General features: G+C 71.9%; 21 protein-coding genes. 11 read left to right on the top strand and 10 right to left on the bottom strand.

The genetic code is table 11. From position 1 onward, the window contains the following. Positions 1-55: 55 nt before the first annotated feature. Positions 56-412, bottom strand: coding sequence for a HesB/IscA family protein (locus ACFXAZ_RS35795; protein ID WP_384599998.1), 357 nt, complete (start codon positions 410-412; stop codon positions 56-58). 297 nt (positions 413-709) lie between these two features. Between ACFXAZ_RS35795 and nadA the strand changes: the two genes are divergently transcribed. Beyond that, complete coding sequence (gene nadA / locus ACFXAZ_RS35790; RefSeq protein WP_384599996.1) at positions 710-1,894, top strand: quinolinate synthase NadA; 1,185 nt, start codon at positions 710-712, stop codon at positions 1,892-1,894. A gap of 119 nt (positions 1,895-2,013) precedes the next feature. Here the strand turns inward: nadA and ACFXAZ_RS35785 are convergent, their stop codons facing one another. The 6 genes from ACFXAZ_RS35785 to ACFXAZ_RS35760 form a co-directional block, all read right to left on the bottom strand. Further along, positions 2,014-3,135 carry a glycoside hydrolase family 19 protein gene (locus ACFXAZ_RS35785; RefSeq protein ID WP_384599991.1) on the bottom strand — a complete coding sequence of 374 codons (1,122 nt, stop codon included), beginning with the start codon at positions 3,133-3,135 and terminating at the stop codon, positions 2,014-2,016. Between the two features lie 210 nt (positions 3,136-3,345). Next, complete coding sequence (locus tag ACFXAZ_RS35780) at positions 3,346-6,474, bottom strand: efflux RND transporter permease subunit (RefSeq protein WP_384599988.1); 3,129 nt, start codon at positions 6,472-6,474, stop codon at positions 3,346-3,348. A 165-nt stretch (positions 6,475-6,639) separates the two neighbouring features. Next, complete coding sequence (locus tag ACFXAZ_RS35775) at positions 6,640-7,320, bottom strand: response regulator (RefSeq protein ID WP_384599986.1); 681 nt, start codon at positions 7,318-7,320, stop codon at positions 6,640-6,642. Between the two features lie 43 nt (positions 7,321-7,363). Beyond that, on the bottom strand, positions 7,364-8,578 hold the full coding sequence (locus tag ACFXAZ_RS35770) for a sensor histidine kinase (protein ID WP_384599983.1): 1,215 nt from the start codon (positions 8,576-8,578) through the stop codon (positions 7,364-7,366). A 181-nt stretch (positions 8,579-8,759) separates the two neighbouring features. Continuing rightward, entirely contained in the window at positions 8,760-9,038 is a 279-nt protein-coding gene (locus ACFXAZ_RS35765) for a hypothetical protein (protein ID WP_384599981.1), read from the bottom strand. Between the two features lie 30 nt (positions 9,039-9,068). Continuing rightward, a complete protein-coding gene (locus tag ACFXAZ_RS35760) occupies positions 9,069-9,878 on the bottom strand; it encodes a PspA/IM30 family protein (RefSeq protein ID WP_384599978.1) in 810 nt (269 codons plus the stop codon). 288 nt (positions 9,879-10,166) lie between these two features. Between ACFXAZ_RS35760 and ACFXAZ_RS35755 the strand changes: the two genes are divergently transcribed. The 3 genes from ACFXAZ_RS35755 to ACFXAZ_RS35745 all read left to right on the top strand — a co-directional run bounded on the left by ACFXAZ_RS35755 (position 10,167) and on the right by ACFXAZ_RS35745 (position 12,785). Then, positions 10,167-10,796, top strand: a complete 630-nt coding sequence (locus tag ACFXAZ_RS35755) for a DUF3043 domain-containing protein (protein ID WP_384599975.1) — start codon at positions 10,167-10,169, stop codon at positions 10,794-10,796. 83 nt (positions 10,797-10,879) lie between these two features. Further along, positions 10,880-11,590, top strand: coding sequence for a class I SAM-dependent methyltransferase (locus ACFXAZ_RS35750; protein WP_384600002.1), 711 nt, complete (start codon positions 10,880-10,882; stop codon positions 11,588-11,590). A 124-nt stretch (positions 11,591-11,714) separates the two neighbouring features. Further along, complete coding sequence (locus ACFXAZ_RS35745; protein WP_384599972.1) at positions 11,715-12,785, top strand: S1C family serine protease; 1,071 nt, start codon at positions 11,715-11,717, stop codon at positions 12,783-12,785. A gap of 55 nt (positions 12,786-12,840) precedes the next feature. On the opposite strand, the gene ACFXAZ_RS35740 is transcribed toward ACFXAZ_RS35745, so the two are convergent. Further along, positions 12,841-13,056, bottom strand: coding sequence for a hypothetical protein (locus ACFXAZ_RS35740; protein WP_382693601.1), 216 nt, complete (start codon positions 13,054-13,056; stop codon positions 12,841-12,843). Positions 13,057-13,277: 221 nt separating this feature from the next. Here ACFXAZ_RS35740 and ACFXAZ_RS35735 point away from each other — a divergent pair, with 221 nt between their 5' ends. Then, positions 13,278-14,486: a bifunctional adenosylcobinamide kinase/adenosylcobinamide-phosphate guanylyltransferase gene (locus ACFXAZ_RS35735; protein WP_384599970.1), complete on the top strand. Its 1,209-nt coding sequence runs from the start codon at positions 13,278-13,280 to the stop codon at positions 14,484-14,486. Positions 14,487-14,522: 36 nt separating this feature from the next. Here ACFXAZ_RS35735 and ACFXAZ_RS35730 read toward each other — a convergent pair whose 3' ends face one another. Continuing rightward, a complete protein-coding gene (locus ACFXAZ_RS35730) occupies positions 14,523-15,635 on the bottom strand; it encodes a class I SAM-dependent methyltransferase (protein ID WP_384599968.1) in 1,113 nt (370 codons plus the stop codon). 170 nt (positions 15,636-15,805) lie between these two features. On the opposite strand from ACFXAZ_RS35730, the gene cobT reads away from it, so the two are divergent. Both cobT and ACFXAZ_RS35720 read left to right on the top strand, forming a co-directional pair. Further along, positions 15,806-17,014 (top strand): nicotinate-nucleotide--dimethylbenzimidazole phosphoribosyltransferase, encoded by a 1,209-nt coding sequence (gene cobT, locus ACFXAZ_RS35725; RefSeq protein ID WP_384599965.1) that lies wholly within the window; start codon positions 15,806-15,808, stop codon positions 17,012-17,014. Positions 17,015-17,280: 266 nt separating this feature from the next. Next, a complete protein-coding gene (locus tag ACFXAZ_RS35720) occupies positions 17,281-17,991 on the top strand; it encodes a hypothetical protein (protein ID WP_384599962.1) in 711 nt (236 codons plus the stop codon). On the opposite strand, the gene ACFXAZ_RS35715 is transcribed toward ACFXAZ_RS35720, so the two are convergent. Continuing rightward, positions 17,931-18,695, bottom strand: a complete 765-nt coding sequence (locus ACFXAZ_RS35715; RefSeq protein WP_384599959.1) for a hypothetical protein — start codon at positions 18,693-18,695, stop codon at positions 17,931-17,933. The genes ACFXAZ_RS35720 and ACFXAZ_RS35715 overlap by 61 nt on opposite strands. A gap of 105 nt (positions 18,696-18,800) precedes the next feature. Between ACFXAZ_RS35715 and ACFXAZ_RS35710 the strand changes: the two genes are divergently transcribed. From ACFXAZ_RS35710 to ACFXAZ_RS35695, 4 genes are all read left to right on the top strand, one after another. Next, entirely contained in the window at positions 18,801-19,613 is an 813-nt protein-coding gene (locus ACFXAZ_RS35710; protein ID WP_384599956.1) for an adenosylcobinamide-GDP ribazoletransferase, read from the top strand. Between the two features lie 263 nt (positions 19,614-19,876). Continuing rightward, on the top strand, positions 19,877-21,403 hold the full coding sequence (locus ACFXAZ_RS35705) for a leucyl aminopeptidase (RefSeq protein WP_384599953.1): 1,527 nt from the start codon (positions 19,877-19,879) through the stop codon (positions 21,401-21,403). Positions 21,404-21,683: 280 nt separating this feature from the next. Further along, positions 21,684-23,072, top strand: coding sequence for a dihydrolipoyl dehydrogenase (gene lpdA, locus ACFXAZ_RS35700; protein ID WP_384599950.1), 1,389 nt, complete (start codon positions 21,684-21,686; stop codon positions 23,070-23,072). A gap of 56 nt (positions 23,073-23,128) precedes the next feature. Next, positions 23,129-23,330, top strand: a 202-nt coding sequence (locus ACFXAZ_RS35695; RefSeq protein ID WP_384599947.1) for a biotin/lipoyl-containing protein, incomplete at its 3' end; no start/stop codon positions are given.

Here is a 23,330-nt window from a genome sequence, read left to right as displayed (position 1 = left end):
CCCGATACCGGGGGCCGCCGCCTTCTCCGCCGTACGCCGGAACGTGCCGGGCGGCTCAGTTGAAGGAGTCGCCGCAGGCGCAGGAACCCGTCGCGTTCGGGTTGTCGATGGTGAAGCCCTGCTTCTCGATGGTGTCCACGAAGTCGATCGTGGCACCGCCGAGGTACGGGGCGCTCATCCGGTCGGTGACGACCTTGACGCCGTCGAAGTCCTTCTTGACGTCGCCGTCGAGGGAACGCTCGTCGAAGAACAGCTGGTAGCGCAGGCCGGAGCAGCCGCCGGGCTGGACGGCGACGCGCAGCGCGAGGTCGTCACGGCCTTCCTGGTCGAGCAGGGCCTTGACCTTGGCCGCGGCGGCTTCGGTCAGGACGATGCCGTCGGTGACGGTGGTGGTCTCGTCCGATACGGACATCTACATCTCTCCCGGGTTGTACGGAGACTGCTTGCCGACGGTTCAACCGGCGGGGCCGGGGATTCATTCCGGACCAGCGCTCGTCTTCTCGCTCGTCTTTTCGTCGCGTGCCGTTGTTGTCGTTCCCTTTTCATGCTCGCACACACGGCCGGGAGCGGTGAATGCGTCCTCGGACGCCGTTCAGGGATTCACGTCACATCGACGCTATGCAGATCGTCAAACTGACGTGAAGCGGTTATGATAAATAGTGTCAAACCGACGAGAAGTCGACGCCGCAGAACAGAAAGGGTGTGTGTCGTGACCACCGCCCAGACCCAGGATCTCGACGTACAGCCGTCCCCGCTCGCCCTGCTGCTCCTCGGCCGGGAGGCCGACCCGAGGAGCGAGCGCGGTGTCGAATGTCCCGGTGACCTCCCCTCGCCGTCCGACCCGGATCTGGTCGAGCGGGCCCGCGCGGCCAAGGAGAAGCTCGGCGACAAGGTGTTCGTGCTCGGGCATCACTACCAGCGCGACGAGGTCATCCAGTTCGCGGATGTCACCGGCGACTCCTTCAAGCTGGCCCGGGACGCGGCGGCCCGGCCGGAGGCCGAGTACATCGTCTTCTGCGGTGTGCACTTCATGGCCGAGTCGGCCGACATCCTCACCTCCGACACCCAGAAGGTGGTCCTGCCCGACCTCGCCGCCGGCTGCTCGATGGCCGACATGGCGACCGCGGAACAGGTCGCCGAGTGCTGGGACGTGCTGACCGAGGCCGGGGTGGCCGAGCAGGTCGTGCCGGTGTCGTACATGAACTCGTCCGCCGACATCAAGGCGTTCACGGGCAGGCACGGCGGCACGATCTGCACCTCCTCCAACGCCCAGCGGGCCCTGGAGTGGGCCTTCGCGCAGGGCGAGAAGGTGCTGTTCCTGCCCGACCAGCACCTCGGCCGCAACACCGCCGTGCGGGACATGGGGATGTCCCTGGACGACTGCGTGCTCTACAACCCGCACAAGCCCAACGGCGGGCTGACCACCGAGGAGCTGCGTGCCGCCAAGATGATCCTGTGGCGCGGGCACTGCTCGGTGCACGGCCGCTTCAGCCTCGACTCCGTCAACGACGTACGGGAGCGGATCCCGGGTGTGAACGTCCTGGTGCACCCCGAGTGCCGGCACGAGGTGGTGGCCGCCGCCGACCACGTCGGTTCGACCGAGTACATCATCAAGGCCCTGGAGGCGGCCCCGGCCGGCTCGAAGTGGGCGATCGGCACCGAACTGAATCTGGTCCGGCGGCTGGCGAACCGTTTCGCCCCCGAGGGCAAGGAGATCACCTTCCTGGACCGGACGGTGTGCTTCTGCTCCACCATGAACCGGATCGACCTGCCGCATCTGGTGTGGGCGCTGGAGTCGCTCGCCGAGGGCAACCTCGTCAACCGGATCGAGGTCGACCAGGAGACCGAGGCGTTCGCGAAGCTGGCGCTGGAGCGGATGCTGGCGCTGCCGTAGGCGGATACCGGCGCCGCCGTGAACGTCCCGGCCTGATCCCGGCCCGACCCGAGGGGCGCCCTCCGCGACAGGAAGGCACCCCTTGGGCCATGCCCGATGGATCAGCCGGGTCGGCCGGGTCAGCAGTACAGGTTGGCGCCCGGGGTCACCCCGAGGATGCCGGCGAAGCGGTTGTAGGCGTCCACGCGGCTCTGGACCTGGGCCGGGTTGCGGCCGTCGCACTCCAGGGTGCCGTTGATGGAACGGATGGTCTGGCCGAAGCCGGCGCCGTTGACCATGGCGTTGTGGCCGGTCATGGTGCCGGGACCGTTCTGCGTGTTCCAGTACCACAGGCCGGTGCGCCAGGCGACGGAGGCGTCGTTCTGGACCAGCCAGGGGTTGTTGAGGAGATCGAGGCCGAGGGCGTCACCGGCCGCCTTGTAGTTGAAGTTCCAGCTGAGCTGGATCGGGCCACGGCCGTAGTAAGCGGCCTGACCGGCCGGGCAGCCGTACGACATGCTCCAGTTGCAGTAGGCCGGGTAGTTGGCCGTGTTCTGCTCCACGATGTGGACCAGTCCGCCGGTCTCGTGGTTGACGTTGGCGAGGAAGGCCGCGGCCTCCTGCTTCTTCACGGTGTCGCTGCCGGTGTTGGCGAACGCCGGGTAGGCGCTGAGGGCGGCGACCAGTCCGCTGTAGCTGTAGAAGGAATTGCGGCCCGGGAACATCTGGTTGAACTGGGCCTCGGTGACCACGAATCCGCTCGGCGTGGTGCCACCGCCGGCCGCCGGGGCGGTCCACTTCTGGGCGGCGGTGCCGTTGCAGGTCCACAGCTGGATCCGGGTGCCGTTGGCGGAGTTGGCGCCGGTGACGTCCAGGCACTTGTTGGCCTGCGGGTTGACGATGTCCCGGGCGGCGGAGACCGTCCACCGCTGGGCACCCGAGCCGTTGCAGTCCCAGAGCTGGATCAGGGCGCCGTCGGCGGTGGAGCCGCCCGAGACGTCCAGACACTTGCCGAGCGCCCGTACGGTGCCGTCGGAGCCGACGTTCCACTGCTGGGCGGCGGTGCCGTTGCAGTCGTAGAGCTGGACGGCCGTGCCGTTGGCCGTGCCGGCCGCCGCCACGTCGACGCACTTGCCTGCCAGGCCGCTGATCTGGCCGGTGGCCGCCGCCGCGGGCTGTGCGGGCAGCACGCTCAGAAGGGCGACCACCAGGGTGCCGGCCGCCGCCGACGCCGTACGTCTCCAGCGCATCTTGAAGCCCATGCCAAACCTCGCCTCTGCTCAGTGGGGGAAAGAGGTGGTGAGAACGACTACTCTCATCGCTTCTTTTAAGGCTTGAGGGAATGGCAAGTCAAGGCTTTGGACTAGACCAAGTGAAAGCTGTGACCCCCCGCCCGGCGTCGGACACGCCGGACAGGGGGCCATGGAGCGGGAATCGCGGAGGTGAGGAACGGACGATGAACGGACGGGCCGTCAGACTCCGGCGGGCTCCGGTGACTTGTCCGCGCCGGCCGCGGGGCCGCCGCTGCCGGACTTCTTCTCCCGCTTGGCCGCCCGCTTCTTCGCCCGGCGCTCCTTGCGCAGTTCCAGCATCGCGTAGAGCGTCGGGACCAGCAGCAGGGTCAGCAGGGTCGAGCTGATCAGACCGCCGATGACGACCACCGCCAGCGGCTGGGCGATGAAGCCGCCCTCGCCGGTGATGCCCAGGGCCATCGGGAGCAGCGCGAAGATGGTCGCGAGGGCCGTCATCAGGATCGGGCGCAGCCGGTGCCGGCCACCCTCGATCACGGCCTCGACCACGCCGTAACCCTGTCTGCGGTACTGGTTGATCAGGTCGATCAGCACGATCGCGTTGGTGACCACGATGCCGATCAGCATCAGCATGCCGATCATCGCCGGGACGCCCATCGCGGTGCCGGTGATGATCAGCAGGCCGAGCGCGCCGGTCGCCGCGAACGGGATGGACACCAGCAGGATCAGCGGCTGGACCAGCGAACGGAAGGTCGCCACCAGCAGCATGAAGACGATCGCGATGGCCGCCAGCATGGCCAGGCCCAGGTTGGCGAACGCGTCGCCCTGGTCCTCGGTGACCCCGCCGATCGACGCCGTGGCCCCCGCGGGGAGGTCCAGGTCGTTGATCGCCGTGTTCAGTTCGGTGCTGACCGCGCCCGTGTTGTCGGCGGTCGGCTTGGCGGTGACGGTCGCCGAGCGCTGGCCGTCGATCCGGGTCATGGAGACCGGGCCGTCGACCAGTTCGACGGTCGCGATGTCACCGAGCTTCACCGCGCCGAGGCGGAGCGCCTTCAGCTCGGCGAGGGTCGTCGCGGGCCGCGCCGACTTGATGACGATGTCCCGCTCGGTGTCGTCCAGGGTGGCCTGGGCGGCGGTGGTGCCGCGGACCGCCTGGGCGACGGCCGCGCCGAGACTCTGGTCGGTGAAACCGGCCTCGGCGGCGCGGTCGTTGGCGCGCACCGAGATCCGCGGCACGCTCTGCGCCAGGTCGCTGGTGACGTCGGTGACGTCGTCGAGCTTGGCGACCGCCTCGCGGACCTGCTCGGCGGCGGTGCGCAGGACATCCGCGTCGGCGGCCTTGACGACCACGCTGAGGTCCTGGCTGCCGAAGCCGTCACCGGCCGCGATGGTCGTGGTGCCGATGCCGTCGAGCTCCTTGAGCCCGTCGTCGATGCGCTGCTCGACGTCCTCGTACGAGGCGGACTCCTCCAGCATCACGGAGTAGTTCGCCTGGTTGGTGTCGGTGCCGCCGCCGAAGGCCGCCATGAAGCCGGACGAGCCGACGGTGACCTGGTAGTCCTTGACGCCCTCGGTGCGGCCGAGGACCTCCTCGACCTTCTCGGCCTGGGCGTCGGTGGCGGCGAGGCTGGTGCCGGGCGGCAGCTCCTGCCGGATGCTGAGCACCTCCTGGTCGCCCGGGTCGAAGAAGTTCGTCTTGAGCAGCGGCGCCATGCCGATGGTGCCCAGGAGCACGACGACGGCGATGGCCACACTGGTCAGCCGGCGCCGGGTGGCGAACTGGAGGACGGGGACGTACAGGCGCTGGAGGCGGCTCTTGGACTCCTTCTCCTCGGCCAGCCTGCGGGCCTCGCCGGCGTCCTCGGGGGTGCCCTTGGGGGCGCGCAGGAACCAGTACGACAGCACCGGGACGACGGTCAGCGAGACCAGCAGCGATGCCAGCAGGGCGGCGGTGACGGTGAGGCTGAACGAGCCGAACAGCTGGCCGACCATGCCGCCGACCAGGCCGATCGGCAGGAACACGGCGACCGTGGTGAGGGTGGAGGAGGTGACCGCTCCGGCCACCTCGCGGACCGCGGTGATGATCGCGGCCTCGCGTTCCTCGCCGTAGCCGAGATGGCGCTTGATGTTCTCCAGGACCACGATCGAGTCGTCGACGACCCGGCCGATCGCGATGGTCAGGGCGCCGAGGGTGAGCATGTTCAGCGACAGGTCGCGCGTCCACAGCACGATCAGGGCGAGGACGATGGACAGCGGGATGCTGACCGCGGTGACCAGCGTGGAGCGGATCGACGCGAGGAAGACCAGGATCACCAGGACGGCGAAGACCAGACCGAGGGCGCCCTCGGTGGTCAGGCCCTTGATGGACTTCGACACCGCCGGGCCCTGGTCGGAGACGACCGTGACGTCGGCGCCGGAGCCGAGGTCCTCGCGCAGCTGCGGAAGCTTCTTCTCGACCTCGTCGGAGATGGCGACCGCGCTGCCGTCCTGGCCCATGGTGACGGCGATGGCGAGGCTGGGCTCGCCGTTGGTGCGGGTCAGCGAGTCGGCGGTGGCCTGCTGCTGCTCGACCTGGGCGACGCTGCCGAGGCGGACCGGGTCGGTGCCGGGCTCGCCGGTCACCATCAGGTCCTCGATCTGCGCCAGCGAGGTGAAGCCGCCGCCGACCTGGACGGTGCGATTCGCGCCGCCCTCGTCGAAGGAGCCGGCCGGGACGGTGGCGCCGCCGGCCTGGAGCGCCTGGGCGAGCGACTGGACGGACAGGCCCGCGTCCGCCAGCTCGGCGTCGTCGGGGGTGACGGTGACCTGGAGGTCACGCACGCCGTCGATGGTGACCTGGCCGACGCCGTCGATGCCCTCCAGGGACGGGACGACGGTCCGGTCGAGCCGGTCGGCCAGCGCCTGCTGGTCCTCGTCCGAGGTCACGGCGAGGACCACGGTGGGTATGTCGTCCGTGGATCCGGCGACGACCTGCGGGTCCACGTCGTCCGGGAGCATGGCACGGGCCCGGTTGACGGCCTGCTGGACGTCGGCGACCAGCTGCTTGGTGTCGGGGCCGTACTCGAAGGACGCCATGATCACGGCGTTGCCCTCGCTGGCGGTGGAGGTGACGCCGGAGATGCCGTCGACCGCTTCGAGGCTGTTCTCGATGGGTTCGACGACCTGCTTCTCGACCACGTCCGGCGACGCGCCCTGGTACGGCGCGATGACCGACACCATGGGCAGTTCGATGGTGGGCAGCAGCTGCTGCTTCAGCTGCGGGATCGCGATCGCCCCGAAGGCGAGCGCGATGATGGACATCAGCCCTATCAGGGCCCGTTGCGCGAGGCTGAATCTGGACAGCCAGGACATGGGTCAGCGTCTCTTTTCCGTGGCCGGGGGCGGGGCTGGGGTCTGCCGGGGCGGGGATGACCGCCCACTCCCACACACTGAGCCATCGGCGAGGCCCGATCCGTCGCCCCCAGGTCCAGATCCTTATCCCGCGCATACTGCGGGTGCAGTAGGGCCGGATGGATGTCAGTCCACCCTTGGACGGACCAGGCCCGACTCGTACGCGATGACCACCAGCTGGGCGCGGTCGCGGGCGCCGAGCTTGGCCATGGCCCGGTTGACATGGGTCTTCACGGTGAGCGGGCTGACCGCGAGGCGTTCGGCTATCTCGTCGTTGGAGTGGCCCCCGGCGACCTGCACCAGCACCTCGCGCTCGCGTCCGGTGAGCGCGTCGAGCCGCTCGGCGCGGGCCGGGTCGTGGTCACCGGAGCCGTCGCCCTGGGCGAGGAAGCGGGCGATCAGGCCCTTGGTGGCGGCCGGGGACAGCAGCGCCTCCCCGTCGGCGGCCAGCCGTATGGCGGTGAGCAGCTCTTCGGGCTCGGACCCCTTGCCGAGGAACCCGGAGGCCCCGGCGCGCAGTGACTGCACCACGTAGTCGTCCACCTCGAAGGTGGTCAGGATGACGATCCGTACGTGTGCGAGGGCGGGGTCGGAGCTGATCATGCGGGTCGCGGCGAGACCGTCGGTGCCGGGCATCCGGATGTCCATCAGGACGACGTCCGCGCGTACCTCCTTCGCGAGGCGTACCGCCTCGGCCCCGTCGGATGCCTCCCCCACCACCTCCATGTCCGGCTCGGAGTCGACCAGCACCCGGAAGGCGCTGCGCAGCAGGGCCTGGTCGTCGGCGAGGAGCACACGGATGGTCATCCGGGGGCTCCAGGTATTCGGGGGCGGGCGGTGGCGCGTACGGTCATCTGGACTCCCCGGGTTTCACGGTCCTGACCGGCAGGATCGCATGGACGCGGAAGCCGCCGCCGTAGCGGGGGCCGGTGGTGAGGGTGCCGCGTACGGCGGAGACGCGCTCGCGCATGCCGAGCAGGCCGTGGCCGCCGCCGTCGGCGGGGGTGACACCGTCCCCCGATCCGCTGTCCAGCACGGTGATCTCTATGTCCGGTCCCACGCGGACGACGCTGACCTCGGCCTTCGCGGCCGTTCCGGCGTGTTTCTGGACGTTGGTGAGGGCTTCCTGGATGACCCGGTAGGCGGCGAGGTCGACGGCGGCGGGCAGGGTCACGCCCTGGTCGGCGCGGGCCACCTCGACCTTCAGCCCGGCGTTGCGGAAGGTGCCCACCAGCTCCTCCAGGCGGCCGAGGCCGGGGGCGGGTTCGGTGGGGGCCTCGGGGTCGTCGGACTGGCGCAGCAGCCCGACGGTGGCGCGCAGTTCGTTGAGCGCGGAGCGGCTGGCGTCCCGGACGTGCGCGAGGGCCTCCTTGGCCTGGTCGGGCCGCTTGTCCATGACGTGGGCGGCGACCCCGGCCTGGACGTTGACCAGCGCGATGTGGTGGGCCACGACGTCGTGCAGGTCGCGGGCGATGCGCAGCCGTTCCTCGGCGACCCGGCGGCGGGCCTCCTCCTCCCGGGTGCGTTCGGCGCGGTCCGCGCGTTCCCGGATGGCGTCGACGAAGGCGCGGCGGCTGCGGACGGCGTCCCCGGCGGTGGCGCCGATGCCGGTCCAGGCGATGATGCCGAGGTTCTCCTGGGCGTACCAGGGCAGCGGGCCGGCCAGCATCGCCGAGCCGGCCAGTACGGCGGTGGTGACCAGGGTGATCCGCCAGGTGGTGTGGCGGTCGGTGCGGGCGGCGACCGTGTAGAGGGCGACGACGGCGGCCATCGCGACGGGGGCGCGGGCGGCGCTGGAGATGTTCTCCACGGCTGTGAGGGCGCAGGTGACGGCGAGGACGGCCATGGGGGCGCGGCGGCGCAGGACGAGGGCGCAGGCGCCGAGGGTCATCAGGACCAGGCCGAGCGCGTCGGGCGTGCGGATGCCCCAGGTGACGCCCTTGTCGCCGTGCGAGTCGGTGAAGGAACCGGCGATCATGCACACCAGGACGGCCGCGGCGAGGGCCGCGTCCAGCACCAAGGGGTGTGCGCGGAGCCTGCGGCCGGCGCGGTGGAGTGTGCTCACGGGGATTTACGGTAACTGGGGTCGACGCCGGTGAGTACGGCTGCGGCGTTGCACCTCGGGCCCGGCTGGGGGCTGCCGCGCCCAGACCTCCGCTTCGGCCCTTGAGGGGCCTCGTCCGCAAAGGCCGGACGGGCTGAGGTTTCCGGACCCGGCGTCGCGAGGGGACCCGGCGTTCCGGAAATCAACCCGGGATCAAGCCGTCGTCGCCGAGCAGGTCGCGTACCTCGTCCAGGGTGGCGTCCGGGGACGGGAGGATGAGGTCGGAGGGTTCGAGGGCGTCGTCGGGGAGGGGGGTGCCCAGGGAGCGGACCTCGTGCAGGAGGGCCTCAAGGGTGCGGCGGAAGCCGGGGCCGTCGCCGGTCTCCATCTCCGCCAACAGCTCGTCGTCCAGCTTGTTCAGGTCGGTGAGGTGGCTGTCGGCCAGCCTCACCTGTCCCTCCCCCATGATCCGTACGATCATGTCGCCCTCCTCGGCGTGGGCCCCGGGGTGCTACTGCTTGTCGAACCTCGGGGTGTCCTGCGGCTGCTGCTGGGACTGCGACGAGGACTGCGACTGGTTGGTGCCGCCCTCGATGGCCTGCTGGCCGGACGAGGAGCCTCCCGCCAGCTCCGCCTTCATGCGCTGCAACTCCAGCTCTACATCCGTACCACCGGAGAGCCGGTCCAGCTCGGCCTGGATGTCGTCCTTGGCCATGCCGGAGGGGTCGTCCAGGGCGCCGGAGGCGAGCAGTTCGTCGATCGCGCCGGCCCGCGCCTGGAGCTGGGCGGTCTTGTCCTCGGCGCGCTGGATGGCCAGGCCGACGTCGCCCATCTCCTCGGAGATGCCGGAGAACGCCTCGCCGATCCGGGTCTGGGCCTGCGCGGCCGTGTAGGTGGCCTTGATGGTCTCCTTCTTCGTACGGAAGGCGTCCACCTTGGCCTGGAGGCGCTGGGCCGCGAGGGTGAGCTTCTCCTCCTCGCCCTGGAGGGTGGCGTGCTGGGTCTCCAGGTCGGTGACCTGCTGCTGGAGGGCGGCCCGGCGGGAGAGCGCCTCGCGGGCGAGGTCCTCCCGGCCCAGGGCCAGCGCCTTGCGGCCCTGGTCCTCCAGCTTGCCGGACTGGTTCTGGAGCTGGTTGAGCTGCAATTCCAGCCGCTTGCGCGACGTGGCCACGTCCGCGACGCCGCGGCGGACCTTCTGGAGCAGCTCCAGCTGCTTCTGGTACGAGTAATCGAGGGTCTCGCGCGGGTCCTCGGCCCGGTCAAGGGCCTTGTTCGCCTTCGCGCGGAAGATCATCCCCATACGCTTCATGACACCGCTCATGGGCTTCGCGCGCCCCCTTCTGACGGACTACAGCTCCAGCTCTGCGACAGAACCCACAGTACGGGCCCTGCATCCATTGACGCACTGTTCCGGGTCGGATGCGCTCCTCCCCAAGGACGAGTGCGTCCACCTCTGATCCGGCCCAGGGAGTAGGTGGTACCCGGGGACCGCTCTCCCCAGGGTCGTGCACCGCTTCCCCACCGGCCGTCCGGACGCGTACACAACGTCCGCGTCTGTCCCCTACAGACGACTGGTGTTGCGGGATCGTTCCCCCCGGGGCTGGGGTCCATGCCTGTGTACCCCGTACCCTTGGGTTTTGTGTTCCGTAGCCGTGCCAAAGACGAGAAGGCCACCGCCGCCGACCAGGCGCAGGTGACCGGCTCCCAGCAGACCCGTGACCCGCAGGCCCCCAAGGGCAGGCCCACGCCCAAGCGCAGTGAGGCCCAGTCCCAGCGCCGCAGCGTGGCCAATACGCCCACGACGCGCAAGGAGGCCGCCAAGCGCTCGCGCGAGGAGCGCCGTGCCGCCATGGAGCGGCAGCGCAAGGCGCTCGCGGGGGGTGACGAGCGCTATCTCCCGGCCCGCGACAAGGGTCCGGTGCGCCGCTTCGCCCGCAACTTCATCGACTCGCGGTTCAACATCGCGGAGTACTTCCTGCCGATGGCCGTGGTGATCCTGGTGCTGAGCATGGTCCAGGTGGCCCAGCTCCAGTCCATCGCGCTGCTGCTGTGGCTGGTGGTGATCGTGCTGATCGTGCTGGACGCGTTCGTCACCGGCTTCCGGCTCAAGAAGCTGCTGGCCGAGCGGTTCCCGGACGAGAACCGCCGGGGCGCGGTGGCCTACGCCCTGATGCGCGCGCTCCAGATGCGTCGGCTCCGGCTGCCGAAGCCGCAGGTCAAGCGCGGAGAGCGGCCCTGAGCGCAGCGTCGTTCTCCGGGGGTGCGGCACGCGCCTGGCTGGGCATGCTCGGCGGGTTGCGTGATGTCGTACGGCAGGAGCTGGTGGCCCGGCAGCTCGATGAGCAGATAGCCGGGCGGTTCCCGGTCGGGCGACGGCTGCGGGTGCTCGACGTGGGGATGGGGCAGGGCACGCAGGCGCTGCGGCTGGCCCGCGCCGGGCATGAGGTGACGGGCGTCGAGCAGGACGCCACGATGATCGCGGCGGCGCGTGCGGCGCTGGCCGCGGAGCCCGAGGGCATCCGGGAGCGGATGCGGATCGTGCAGGGTGACGGCCGGGACACCGGGGTGCACTTCCTGCCGGGCAGTTTCGACGTGGTGCTGTGCCACGGGGTGCTGATGTACGTCGAGGAGCCCGACCCGCTGCTGGCCGGGCTGGCCCGGGTGATGGCCCCGGGCGGGCTGCTCTCCCTCGTGGTGCGCAACGGCGACGCGCTGGCCCTGCGCGCGGGGCTGGCCGGTGACTGGGCCGGGGCGCTGGCCGCCTTCGACACGAGTACGTATCGCAACCGGCTGGGCCTGGACGTCCGCGCGGACCGCCGCTCGGCGCTGGCCAGCACCCTGGCGGGCATCGGGGCCCCGCTGCGCGCCTGGTACGGCGTGCGGCTGTTCACCGACCGGGCCGCCGACGACGCCGAACTGCCCCAGGATCCCAGGGACATGGAGAATCTGCTGGCCGCGGAGGAGCGGGCGGGGCGCACGGACCCGTACCGCGGGGTGGCGGCGCTGCTGCATCTTTGCGGGGTACGGGGCTGAGGCGCCGTCCGGGCGGCCGTTCCGCGCGGGGCGGGCGGGAGTCTGCCGACCGGCCCTGGTGCGCGGGTGCTCGTTCGGGTGACCACGGCGGGCCCTCAAGGGTCGGCGCCGTGAGACTCGGGGCATGGACGCTTCCCGATTCCGTGTGCCACGGCCTGCCGGGCTGATCGTCGGACTCTCGTGCTGTCTCGCGCTCGTCGCCGGTTGCTCGGGGTCGGGGGCGCGGACGGAGGACCGTGCGGACACCGCCCAGGCTGCCGCGCCCAGGGCCGTCAGCGACCTCCAGAGCGACTATCTGAGGGTCATCAAGGACGTACTGCCGTCGGTGGTGCAGATCCAGGCCGCCAATGAGCTGGGCTCCGGTGTGCTGTACGACGACAAGGGCCATGTCGTCACCAACGCGCATGTCGTCGGCAGTGAGACGTCCTTCGCGGTCACGACCGCCAACAACGAGCAGCCGCTGACCGCGAAGCTGGTGTACGCCTACCCCGAGCAGGACCTGGCGGTGATCAAGCTGGACTCGGTGCCGGACGGGCTGAAGGCGGCGAAGTTCGCCGACTCCTCGAAGGTGCAGGTCGGTGACATCGTGCTGGCGATGGGCTCACCGCTGGGGCTGTCGTCGAGCGTGACACAGGGCATCGTCTCGGCGACCGGGCGGACCGTCAGCGAGAGCCAGTCGGGCGGCGGTACGGGCGCCACCATCGCCAACATGATCCAGACCTCGGCGGCGATCAACCCGGGCAACAGCGGGGGCGCGCTCGTCGACCTCGACAGCGAGGTCATCGGCATCCCCACGCTGGCCGCCACCGATCCCGACCTCGGGGGCAGCGCCGCGCCCGGTATCGGGTTCGCCATCCCGTCGTCCATGGTGACGACGGTCGCGGACCAGATCATCAAGGAGGGGCGGGTCACCGACTCCGGGCGGGCCGCGCTCGGCATCGTCGGCCGGACCGTGGTCGACAGCGACTTCCAGCCGGCCGGGGTGGCGATCGTGTCCGTGGAGAAGGGCGGCGCCGCCGCGAAGGCCGGGCTCCGGGCCGGGGACATCATCATCCGGCTCGGGGACGTCACCATCACCACCATCACGTCCCTCTCGGAGGCGCTGGCGGCGGACAGACCCGGCGACAGGACGTCGGTGACCTTCACCCGCGACGGCACCGAGGAGAAGGCGGACGTCACGCTCGGCAAGCAGTGAGCCGACCGGCGTGGGGGGGGTGGAGGGGCGGTGCGTGTTTCCGCCCCTCCCCCGGTCACGCCTCGGCGGCGGCGTGCAGGCTCATCGGCCCGTAGATCTCCGTGAGGTCCTCGAAGAGCCGCACCTGGTCCGTGCCGCCCGCCAGCAGTTCCTTCCAGTACTCACCGATCCAGGACTCGGCGTCCCCCTGCGTGGTGAACTCCTCCGGAACCACGGCGGGCTGCACCTCCGTCCCGTCGGCCTTCTCGAACCGCCACGTCCATGCCGCCATACGGGCCTCCCTGATGTCAGAGCGTGCAGAGCCGGGCCGGATCTTGATCCGACCCCGCCCCGAGCCTAAGCCGTCGGGGGGCCGGGGGGTCGCGGACCGGAGGGGATTGATCACAGGGGGTGGGGTTGCGGGGCCCTGGTGAGCGCGACCGGGGGATCCGGGTGGGTGGGGGCCGGGGAGCCCGGTGGGCGGGGTGGGGTGGGGGCGGGGAAAATCGGGGGGTGGAACTTACTCTGCTCGGCACCGGTGCTCCCGCGGGGCTGCCTCGCCCTGGTTGTTCCTGCGCCAATTGCGCCGGCGCGGTGGGGCCGGACGCCCGGGCTGCCACCGCGCTGCTGGTGGACGGCACGCTGCTGCTGGATCTGACGCCGGGTGCGGCGTTCTCGGCGGCGCGTGCGGGGCGCTCGCTGGGCGGGGTGCGGCAGGTGCTGCTGTCGCATCCGCACGACGGGCCGCCGGTCGAGGTGCCCGCCGGGCTGCCGCAGCCGGGCCGGGTCCCGGACGGGCGCGAGCTGGCGTTGCTGACCGGGCACCGGGTGCGGGCGGTGGCGATGGACGCGCCGGGCACGGGGTACGCGGTGACCGGGCCGGACGGCGCCCGGCTGCTGTATCTGCCGCCGGGGGGCGCGCCCGCCGGACTGGAGGAGGGCGACCGGGCGCCGGAGCCGTACGACATGGTGCTGGCGGATGTGATCGGGCGGCCGGACGCGCCCGCGCGGCTGCGGGCGGTTCGGGCGGTCGGGCCCACCACCGATGTCATCGCCGTCCATCTGGACCATGACGTGCCGCCGGGGCGGGAACTGCGCCGGCGGCTGGCGGCGGCCGGGGCGCGGGCGGTGCCGGACGGGACGACGCTGACGCTGGGCGCCTACGACGACGTACCGGATGTGCCGCGGCGGACGCTGGTGCTGGGCGGGGCGCGGTCGGGGAAGTCGGTGGAGGCGGAACGGCGGCTGGAGTCGTTCCCGGACGTGGTGTACGCGGCGACCGGGGGGACGCGGGGCGGGGACGGTGAGTGGGCGGCGCGGGTCGGTCTGCACCGGGAGCGGCGGCCGGGGTCGTGGCGGACGGTGGAGACCTGTGACCTGGTGCCGCTGCTGGCCCAGGAGGGGCCGCCGCTGCTGGTCGACTGTCTGTCGCTGTGGCTGACCGATGCCATGGACGCCGTGGAGGCGTGGGACGACGCCCTGTGGGCGGACGGGGGCGAGAAGGCGCTGCGGGAGCGGGTGCGGGAGCTGGTGGGGGCGGTGCGGGCGACCCGGCGGGTGGTGGTCGCCGTGTCCAACGAGGTGGGGTCGGGGATCGTACCGGCCACCGCGTCCGGGCGGCGCTACCGGGACGAGCTGGGGCGGCTGAACGCGGCGGTCGCCGGGGAGTGCGAGCAGGTGTTGCTGGTGGTGGCGGGGCAGGTGGTCGTGCTGCGGCCCTGAGCGACGACGGGTGGGGGCGGATCGGCGGCGGATCGGCTACTGGCTCTTGCGCGCGATGATCCGGTACGTGTTGGAGAACGGCGTGCGGCGCAGTGCCGGGGCCAGGCAGTGGTCCAGTGCCCTGGCCGTGGCGCACACGGGGCCGGTGAGGCGGGTCAGCGCGCTGCGCGCCCTGAGCTGTCCCGGTGTGGGGGGCGCGGCACGCCAGGGGACGTCCGGGGACGGGAGGGCCCGGGTCAGCAGGAGGGTCGCCGCCGCGGTGAGGTCGTAGGGCGTGTGCGCGGCGCGGTGGTCCGTGGTGATGACCGTGCAGCCCTGGGACTCCAGCTCCGCCCGGAGGTTGGCCGCCGGGAGCAGGTGCAGATGGTGCGGCTGGGTGTGCGGCAGCCACCACTTGCCCAGCAGCGCGGCGTACGCGCTGTGCGGGTCCGTCACCTCCAGCAGCAGATGGCCGCCGGGGCGCAGGGTGGTCAGCGCGGCGGCGAGTTCCGCGCGGGGGTCGGGGGTGCGCTCCAGGTGGTGGAGCAGGCTGACGACGTCGTAGCGGGCGCGCAGCCGGGCCGCCGTCGCCGGGGCGGTCAGCCGGCCGATGTGGGCCTCCTCGATCCGGCCCGCCTCCCGGGCCCGTACCACCCGTGGACCGGCGTCCAGGCCGTCGAAGGCCGTGTACGGGAAGAGTTCGCGGGCGGCGTCCGGGAAGTCGCCGGCGCCCGTGCCGACGTCCAGCCAGCTCTCCGGCTCGGGGACGCCCAGCAGTACGCGGGCGGTGGCGCGCAGCCGGCGGCGGGAGCGGGCCGGGGCGTCGGGGCGGGCCTCGGCGGCGTCCCAGTGGTAGAAGGACAGGCCCTCGGGGGTCAGCCGGGGGTTCTGGAAGGCGTGGCCGCAGTCCCGGCACTCGTCGAGCGTGAACCGGCCCGGCTTGCCCTGCACCAGGTCGGGCGCGGTGAGCCGGACCCGCAGGCACACCGACCCGCACCAGGGGCAGTCCTCGCGGCGCGGCTCGTGGAAACGGTCGGTGCCCAGGGCCAGTTCGGCGGCGTAGGCGGCACGGCGCCGCGCGGTCGCCGGGGCCGATGACGCGAGTGAAGGGGGTGAGGGGGGTGAAGTGGGTGAGGGGGGTGACGCGGGTGGAAGCGGTGGCGGGGACATCTGGGGCTCCCTGGAGTCCACTACGAGGGACCTTTATGTGCGGTTTATGTGCGGCAATTCTGTGCATACCGGAACGTATGGGATCGTCATCCCGGGTGCAACGACGCTCCGCTGACGTGGTGCCGATCGCGGCTCCGTTCCGTCCGTGCGGGGCCGGTACTGTTCGGCGAATGAGCGCGCTGAATCTCGACGACTTCACCGATCTGATCGAGCGCCCCGACGGAGGGGTGCGCCGGGACGCCGAGGCCTACCGGGAGCGCCGGAGCGTGCCGCCCGGATCCCTGGGCCGCCTGGACGAGCTGGGTGAATGGCTGGCCGCCGCGCAGGGCGTGGTCCCGGTGCGGCCGGTCGTACGGCCCAAGGCGGTGCTGTTCGCCGGTGATCACGGGATCGCCGGACTGGGCGTCTCCGCCCGGCCCGCGGGCAGCGCCGCGACCCTGGTGCGCGAGGTGCTGGCGGGCGGCCGGCCGGTGTCGGTGCTCGCCCGGCGGGCCGAGGTGCCGGTGCGGGTCGTCGACCTGGCCCTCGACTGCGACCCCGAGTCGCTGCCGGCGGACGTCGTGCGGCACCGGGTGCGGCGTGGCAGCGGGCGGATCGACATCGAGGACGCGCTGACCCTCGACGAGGCGGAGGCCGCCTTCCGGGCCGGGGTCGCGGTGGCCGACGAGGAGGCCGACTCCGGTACGGATCTGGTGGTGCTCGGCGATGTGAGCGTGGGCGGGACCACGGTCGCCGGGGTGCTGGTCGCGGCGCTGTGCGGGACGGACGCGTCGGTGGTGACCGGGCGGGGCGGGCTCGCGATCGACGACCTGGCGTGGATGCGCAAGTGCGCGGCGATCCGGGACTCGCTGCGCCGGGCCCGGCCGGTGCTCGGGGAGCAGTTGCAGTTGCTGGCGACGGTCGGCGGGGCGGACTTCGCCGCGATGACCGGGTTCCTGCTCCAGTGCGCGGTGCGCAAGACGCCGGTGATCCTCGACGGTGTCGTGTCGGCGGCGTGCGCGCTGGTCGGGCAGCGGATCGCGTTCCGGGCGCCGGACTGGTGGCTGGCGGGACACGACAGCGGGGAGCCGGGTCAGGCCAAGGCGCTGGACCGGATGGCGCTGGAGCCGCTGCTGACCCAGGGGCTGTCGGTGGGCGAGGGGGCCGGCGCGATGCTGGCACTCCCGCTGGTACGGGGCGCGGCGGCACTGGCGGCGGAGCTGCCGGAGCGGGCCGGGGAGGGGACGGCCGGGGACGCGACGGCCGGGGACACGACGGCGGGTGAGCAGACGGCGGGTGAGGAGACTCCCGGGGACGGGAAGGCCGGGGAGGAGAAGGCTGCGGTCGTGACGCCCGTCGGCCAGGAGGAGACGGGCGACAAGGGCACGGCGGCCGAGTAGCCACGTTTTCGAGCGGCCCGCGTAATCGAGCGGCCCCCCGTATTCGAGCGGGCCCGCGTAATCGAGCGGCCCCGTCATCGATGGGTCGGTGATCGAGCAGCTCACTGACCGGCCAGCCCGGCAACCGAGCGGCCTGCACCGAGCGCCGGGCGACCGGGCGACCGGGCAGCCCACTGACCGACCAGCCAACCGGCCGGGCAGGCGTCCGGGCGATACCGGCGCCCCGGTCATGCGCGAACCCCCCGAAGTCGGCACAATTCGCCGAGATGGACATCATCGTGGGGCCCCTCGTCCGCTGGGCCCGTGCCGAGTGGGGGGCGTTGTACGCCACCGTGCGGGCGGCGCTGCGCCGGAGCGGGTGGCGGGCGATCGCCATGACGCTGGGCGCGGTGCTGCTGACCGCCGTGCTGTATGTCGTCCATCAGCAGTCCTGGGGCCATGACTTCGTGGAGGACGTGGGCGCCGTACGGGCCGACGAACCGCTGTGGCTCGCGCTGCTCCGCACGCCGCTCTCCCTGTTCGTACCGGCCCTCGATCTGCCCGTGTGGGGCGCGCTCGCGCAGATCCTGATCATGTTCGGGATCGCGGAGATCTGCCTCGGGCGGGGCCTCACCCTCGCCCTCGCCTATGCCGCCACGGTCGCCGGGACGCTGTACGCCCGGATCGGGATCGCCGTGGGTCCCGGTGGCCCGTTCGGGCTCCCCGCGTCCGACGCGCAGGTCCTGGACACCGGGCCGTCGGCGGCGGTGGTCGGCCTCGCGGTGTACGTCGCCTGGCGCTACCGGGCGTATGTGACCCTCGCCCTGGTGATCGTGGCGATGGCCGGCGAGATGCTGATCAAGGACAACATGGCCGGCAAGGAACATCTGGCGGCGATCGCCGTGACGCTGGTGCTGTGCGCGCTGTCGGCGCTGCGTCAGCGGCGGAGCGGGGCGCGGTCCGGTACGGGGTCGGGGGCCCCGCCGATCCAGTCCTGAAACCGGCGGCTGGGGCCGGACCAGCGCCGGTCGTGGTGGTAGGCGCGCAGCCGGGATCTGGCGCGGGCGCGCGGGCGGCGCCGGTACATCCGCTTGGCCCACGGTGAGGCGGGCCGGGCCAGCCGGAGCGCGCCGAACAGGGCCAGGAACGGGATGATCACCCCGAAGATCGCGAGCCGTGCCTTGCCCTTGGCGAGGGCGATCAGGGAGAGCAGGAAGTTCAGCGCGATCGTGCCGATGACGGTCCCCCGGCTCTGGAGGTCCTGCTGGTCCAGCCCGTTGACCCCGAAGGGCGAGTAGCCGAGCAGCAGCAGCCCGACGAGAGCGGCGGTCAGCACCACCACCTCGACGCTGCGGCGCCCCTCCTCGCTCCAGTACACGTCGTCCAGATGCAGGATCAGCGCGAACTCGTCCAGCACCAGACCGGCGCCCATGCCGAAGACCACCGCCGCGAGCGCCGACCCGAAGCCTCGCTGTCCGCCCGCCACCGCGCAGAACCCGCCGATGACGGTGAGCACCACGCCGGGCACCACATGGTGGATGTGCAGCCCGCCCGCCTTGACGTTCCCGAACGGCCCCTTCCCGGCGCGGATCAGCCGGGTGATCAGCCGGGTGATCAGGAAGGTGAGGACGAACGCGGTCAGGGCGAGCAGCAGGGGAAGCTTGCCCGGCTCGACGATATTGCGGTCCCACCACGTCCCCATGCCTTGATTCTTACGCGATTTGTGAGAAATCGCCCTCAATTGCCAGAAACTTCCCTCCCTTTCTCTCCCCCGGGCGGCCCGCCACCCGTCCCGTACGCTGCCCGAATGCCCGACAACCCCACCGATCCCACCGACCCCACGGACCCCACCAGCGCCCCCGGCCTCCGCTTCGCCTTCGGCACGCTCACCGTGCTGCCGGTACGGGTGGTCCGCTGGGACCGGGACGCGGCGCGCGGCGGCATGCTGTGGGCGCCCCTGGCCGGGGTGGTGGTCGGGGGCGGTGCCGCCGCGCTCGGGCTGCTCTTCCTCCTCCTCGGCGCGGACCCGCTGCTGGCGGCCGTCGCCTCCGCCGCCGTCCCCGCCGTCCTCACCCGGGGCCTGCATCTGGACGGCCTCGCCGACACCGCCGACGGGCTGGGCAGCGGCAAGCCCGCCGACGACGCGCTGCGCATCATGAAGCGGTCGGACATCGGCCCGTTCGGCGTGCTCACCCTGGTCCTCGTCCTGCTCGCCCAGGTGGCCGCGCTGGCGCAGAGCTACGGCGACTCCTGGACCCGGGGCGCGCTCGCCGCCGTCGTCTCGGCGGCCGTCGCCCGGCTCGCCCTCACCCTGGCCGCCCGCACCGGCGTACCCCCCGCCCGCCCCGAGGGCCTGGGCGCGGCGGTCGCCGGGGTCGTACCGCTGCCCCGCGCGCTGGCCGTGGCCGGGGCGGTCATCGTCGCCGCCGGGGCGGGTGGCGCGCTGCTCGGCCCGGACGGCGTCCGGCGCACGGCCCTCGCGGTCCTCGTCGCCCTCGCCGCCGCCGAACTCCTGCTGCGCCGCTGTGTCCGCCGCTTCGGCGGGGTGACCGGGGATGTGTTCGGCGCGCTGGCGGAGACGGCGGCGACGGCCGCGCTGGTCGTACTGGCGCTGGGCTGAGAGCCGTCCGGACCGGGGCCGGATCACCGGCCTTCGGGACCGCGAAATGGCCATGACGCCGCCCAGGGGTGAACACCCGCAGTAATGAGCGAACCGCGCCACGCGCGTAGGCTCCTCCCAGATATGTGCCGAGCTGGTGCGGACACCGGTCGAGACCGCACCCTCATGCCGGTTTCGGCCGCAGCCCGCGTCGGCTGCCGGGCCCGGCCGGCCCACACCGTTCGGCCGCAGAAACTTCACACTGGAAGCGAGATTTCACCACCGTGACTGCTCTCACTCTCAGCACCTCCGGGGCATCCGCCCTGCGGGCCGACGCCATCGTGATCGGCGTGGGCAAGGGCGCGAAGGGCCCCGTCGTCGCGGCGGGCGCCGAAGCCGTCGATCAGGCGTACGACGGCCGGCTCGCCGGAGTCCTGGAGACCCTGGGCGCCTCGGGTGCCGAGGGCGAGGTGACCAAGGTGCCCGCGCCCGCCGGGTTCAAGGCACCCCTCCTGGTGGCCGTCGGGCTCGGCGCCGAGCCCGACGGCGACGCCGGTTACCGCGCCGAGGCGCTGCGCCGGGCCGCGGGCGCCGCCGCCCGTGCGCTGGCCGGAGCCAAGAAGGCCGGGTTCGCGCTGCCGCTGTCCGACGCCGCCGACGCCGGTGCCGTCGCCGAGGGCGCGCTGCTGGGCGCGTACGCCTTCGACACGTACAAGGCGAACGGCAAGGACACCAAGGGGAAGAACGGCAAGGGGCCCCTCGCCGAAGTGGCGCTGCTGGGCGGCAAGCCCCGCGACAAGGCGTACAAGGCGGCCGTCGAGCGGGCGGCCACGGTCGTCGGCGAACTGAACCGCGCCCGCGATCTGGTCAACACCCCGCCGAACGATCTCGACCCCGAGGCGTTCGCGGCCGTGGCGAGCGCGGCGGGCAAGGAGCACGGCATCAAGGTGCAGGTGCTGGACGAGAAGGCACTCGCCAAGGGCGGCTACGGCGGCATCCTGGGCGTCGGCGCCGGGTCGGCGGCGCCCCCGCGGCTGGTGAAGCTGTCGTACACGCACCCCGAGGCGGCCATGCACCTCGCGTACGTCGGCAAGGGCATCACCTACGACTCGGGCGGCATCTCGCTGAAGCCGGCCGGTCACAACGAGACGATGAAGTGCGACATGAGTGGCGCCGCGGCCGTGTTCGCCGCGGTGGTCGCCGCCGCGCGGCTCGGTCTGAAGGTCAATGTCACCGGCTGGCTGGCGCTGGCCGAGAACATGCCCTCGGGCACCGCGACCCGGCCGGGCGATGTGCTGCGGATGTACAGCGGCAAGACGGTGGAGGTGCTCAACACCGACGCCGAGGGCCGTCTCGTGCTCGCCGACGCGCTGTGGGCGGCGTCGCAGGAGAAGCCGGACGCGATCGTGGACGTGGCGACGCTCACCGGCGCGATGGTGCTGGCGCTGGGCAACCGCACCTTCGGCGTGATGGGCAACGACGAGGCGTTCCGCGCGGCGATCGTGGACGCGGCCGAGTCGGTCGGGGAGGCGTCCTGGCCGATGCCGCTCCCCGAGCACCTGCGCAAGGGGATGGACTCCCCGACCGCCGACCTCGCGAACATGGGCGAGCGAATGGGGGGCGGGCTGGTGGCCGGGCTCTTCCTGCGCGAGTTCGTCGGCGAGGGGATCACGTGGGCGCACCTCGACATCGCCGGGCCCGCGTTCAACGAGGGCGGCCCGTTCGGGTACACGCCCAAGGGCGGGACGGGGTCGTCGGTGCGGACGCTGGTGCGGCTTGCCGAGCTGACGGCTTCGGGGGATCTGGGGTGATGTTCGCCCAATAGCCTGGTTGGTGCTGCTATACGGCGAGTACGGGCTGTATGTGACCGGTCGCGCGGTTCCCCGCGCCTCTTCGGGGCGCCGGAGCCGAGACGCGGGGTGTGGTGTCTCACACCATCGCCCCGCGTCTCCTCCGGGCGTGACAAGTGCGAAGATGGGCGACGGCAGGACAGGGCCCCCTTTCCAGGGCCGAAGGCAAAAGAGCGGCCGGACACCAGCCGCCGACCGGTCAGCGGAGACCGGCGTGGCGCACATGCATGGAGGACGTGACGTGGCGAACGACGCCAGCACCGTTTTCGACCTAGTGATCCTCGGCGGTGGCAGCGGCGGGTACGCCGCGGCCCTGCGCGGGGCTCAGCTGGGCCTGGACGTCGCCCTGATCGAGAAGGACAAGGTCGGCGGCACCTGCCTGCACCGGGGTTGCATCCCCACCAAGGCCCTGCTGCACGCGGGCGAGATCGCCGACCAGGCTCGCGAGAGCGAGCAGTTCGGCGTCAAGACGACGTTCGAGGGCATCGACGTAGCGGGTGTCCACAAGTACAAGGACGACGTCATCTCGGGCCTGTACAAGGGCCTCCAGGGACTGATCGCGTCCCGCAAGGTGACCTACATCGAGGGCTCGGGCCGACTGTCCTCCCCGACCTCCGTCGATGTGAACGGCCAGCGGATCCAGGGGCGTCACATCCTGCTCGCGACCGGCTCCGTGCCGAAGTCGCTGCCGGGCCTGGAGATCGACGGCAACCGGATCATCTCCTCCGACCACGCGCTGGTACTGGACCGGGTGCCGAAGTCGGCGATCGTGCTCGGCGGCGGCGTCATCGGCGTCGAGTTCGCCTCCGCGTGGAAGTCCTTCGGCACCGACGTGACCGTCATCGAGGGCCTGAAGCACCTGGTCCCGGTCGAGGACGAGAACTCCTCGAAGCTGCTGGAGCGCGCGTTCCGCAAGCGGGGCATCAAGTTCAACCTCGGCACCTTCTTCTCGAAGGCCGAGTACACCGCGGACGGCGTGAAGGTGACGCTGGCCGACGGCAAGGAGTTCGAGGCCGAGGTGCTGCTCGTCGCCGTCGGCCGCGGCCCGGTCTCGCAGGGCCTGGGCTACGAGGAGGCCGGGGTCGCCATGGACCGCGGCTATGTCCTCGCCGACGAATACCTGCGGACGAACGTGCCGACCATCTCCGCCGTCGGTGACCTGATCCCGACGCTCCAGCTCGCGCACGTCGGCTTCGCCGAGGGCATCCTGGTCGCGGAGCGGCTCGCCGGTCTGAAGGTCGTCCCGATCGACTACGACGGGGTGCCGCGGGTGACGTACTGCCACCCCGAGGTCGCCTCCGTCGGCATCACCGAGGCCAAGGCCAAGGAGATCTACGGCGCGGACAAGGTCGTCGCTCTGAAGTACAACCTGGCGGGCAACGGCAAGAGCAAGATCCTGAAGACCGCCGGCGAGATCAAGCTCGTCCAGGTCAAGGATGGCGCGGTGGTCGGCGTGCACATGGTCGGCGACCGTATGGGCGAGCAGGTCGGCGAGGCCCAGCTGATCTACAACTGGGAGGCGCTGCCGGCCGAGGTGGCCCAGCTCATCCACGCCCACCCGACGCAGAACGAGGCGCTCGGCGAGGCCCACCTGGCCCTGGCCGGCAAGCCGCTGCACTCGCACGACTGACAGCCCCCGGGCGCGACGACACAGACTTCCGCAATTCGTAAGGAGCAACCGAAACCATGGCGGTTTCCGTAACCCTTCCGGCGCTCGGCGAGAGCGTCACCGAGGGCACTGTCACCCGCTGGCTGAAGGCCGAGGGCGAGCGCGTCGAGGCCGACGAGCCGCTGCTGGAGGTGTCGACCGACAAGGTCGACACCGAGATCCCCTCGCCCGTCTCCGGTGTCCTCGCCTCCATCAAGGTGGCCGAGGACGAGACCGTCG

Source organism: Streptomyces sp. NPDC059477 (assembly GCF_042749375.1).
Classification (GTDB): Bacteria; Actinomycetota; Actinomycetes; order Streptomycetales; family Streptomycetaceae; genus Streptomyces.
Note: the sequence above shows the minus strand (reverse complement) of the source record. Positions and strands in the feature narration are given on the sequence as shown.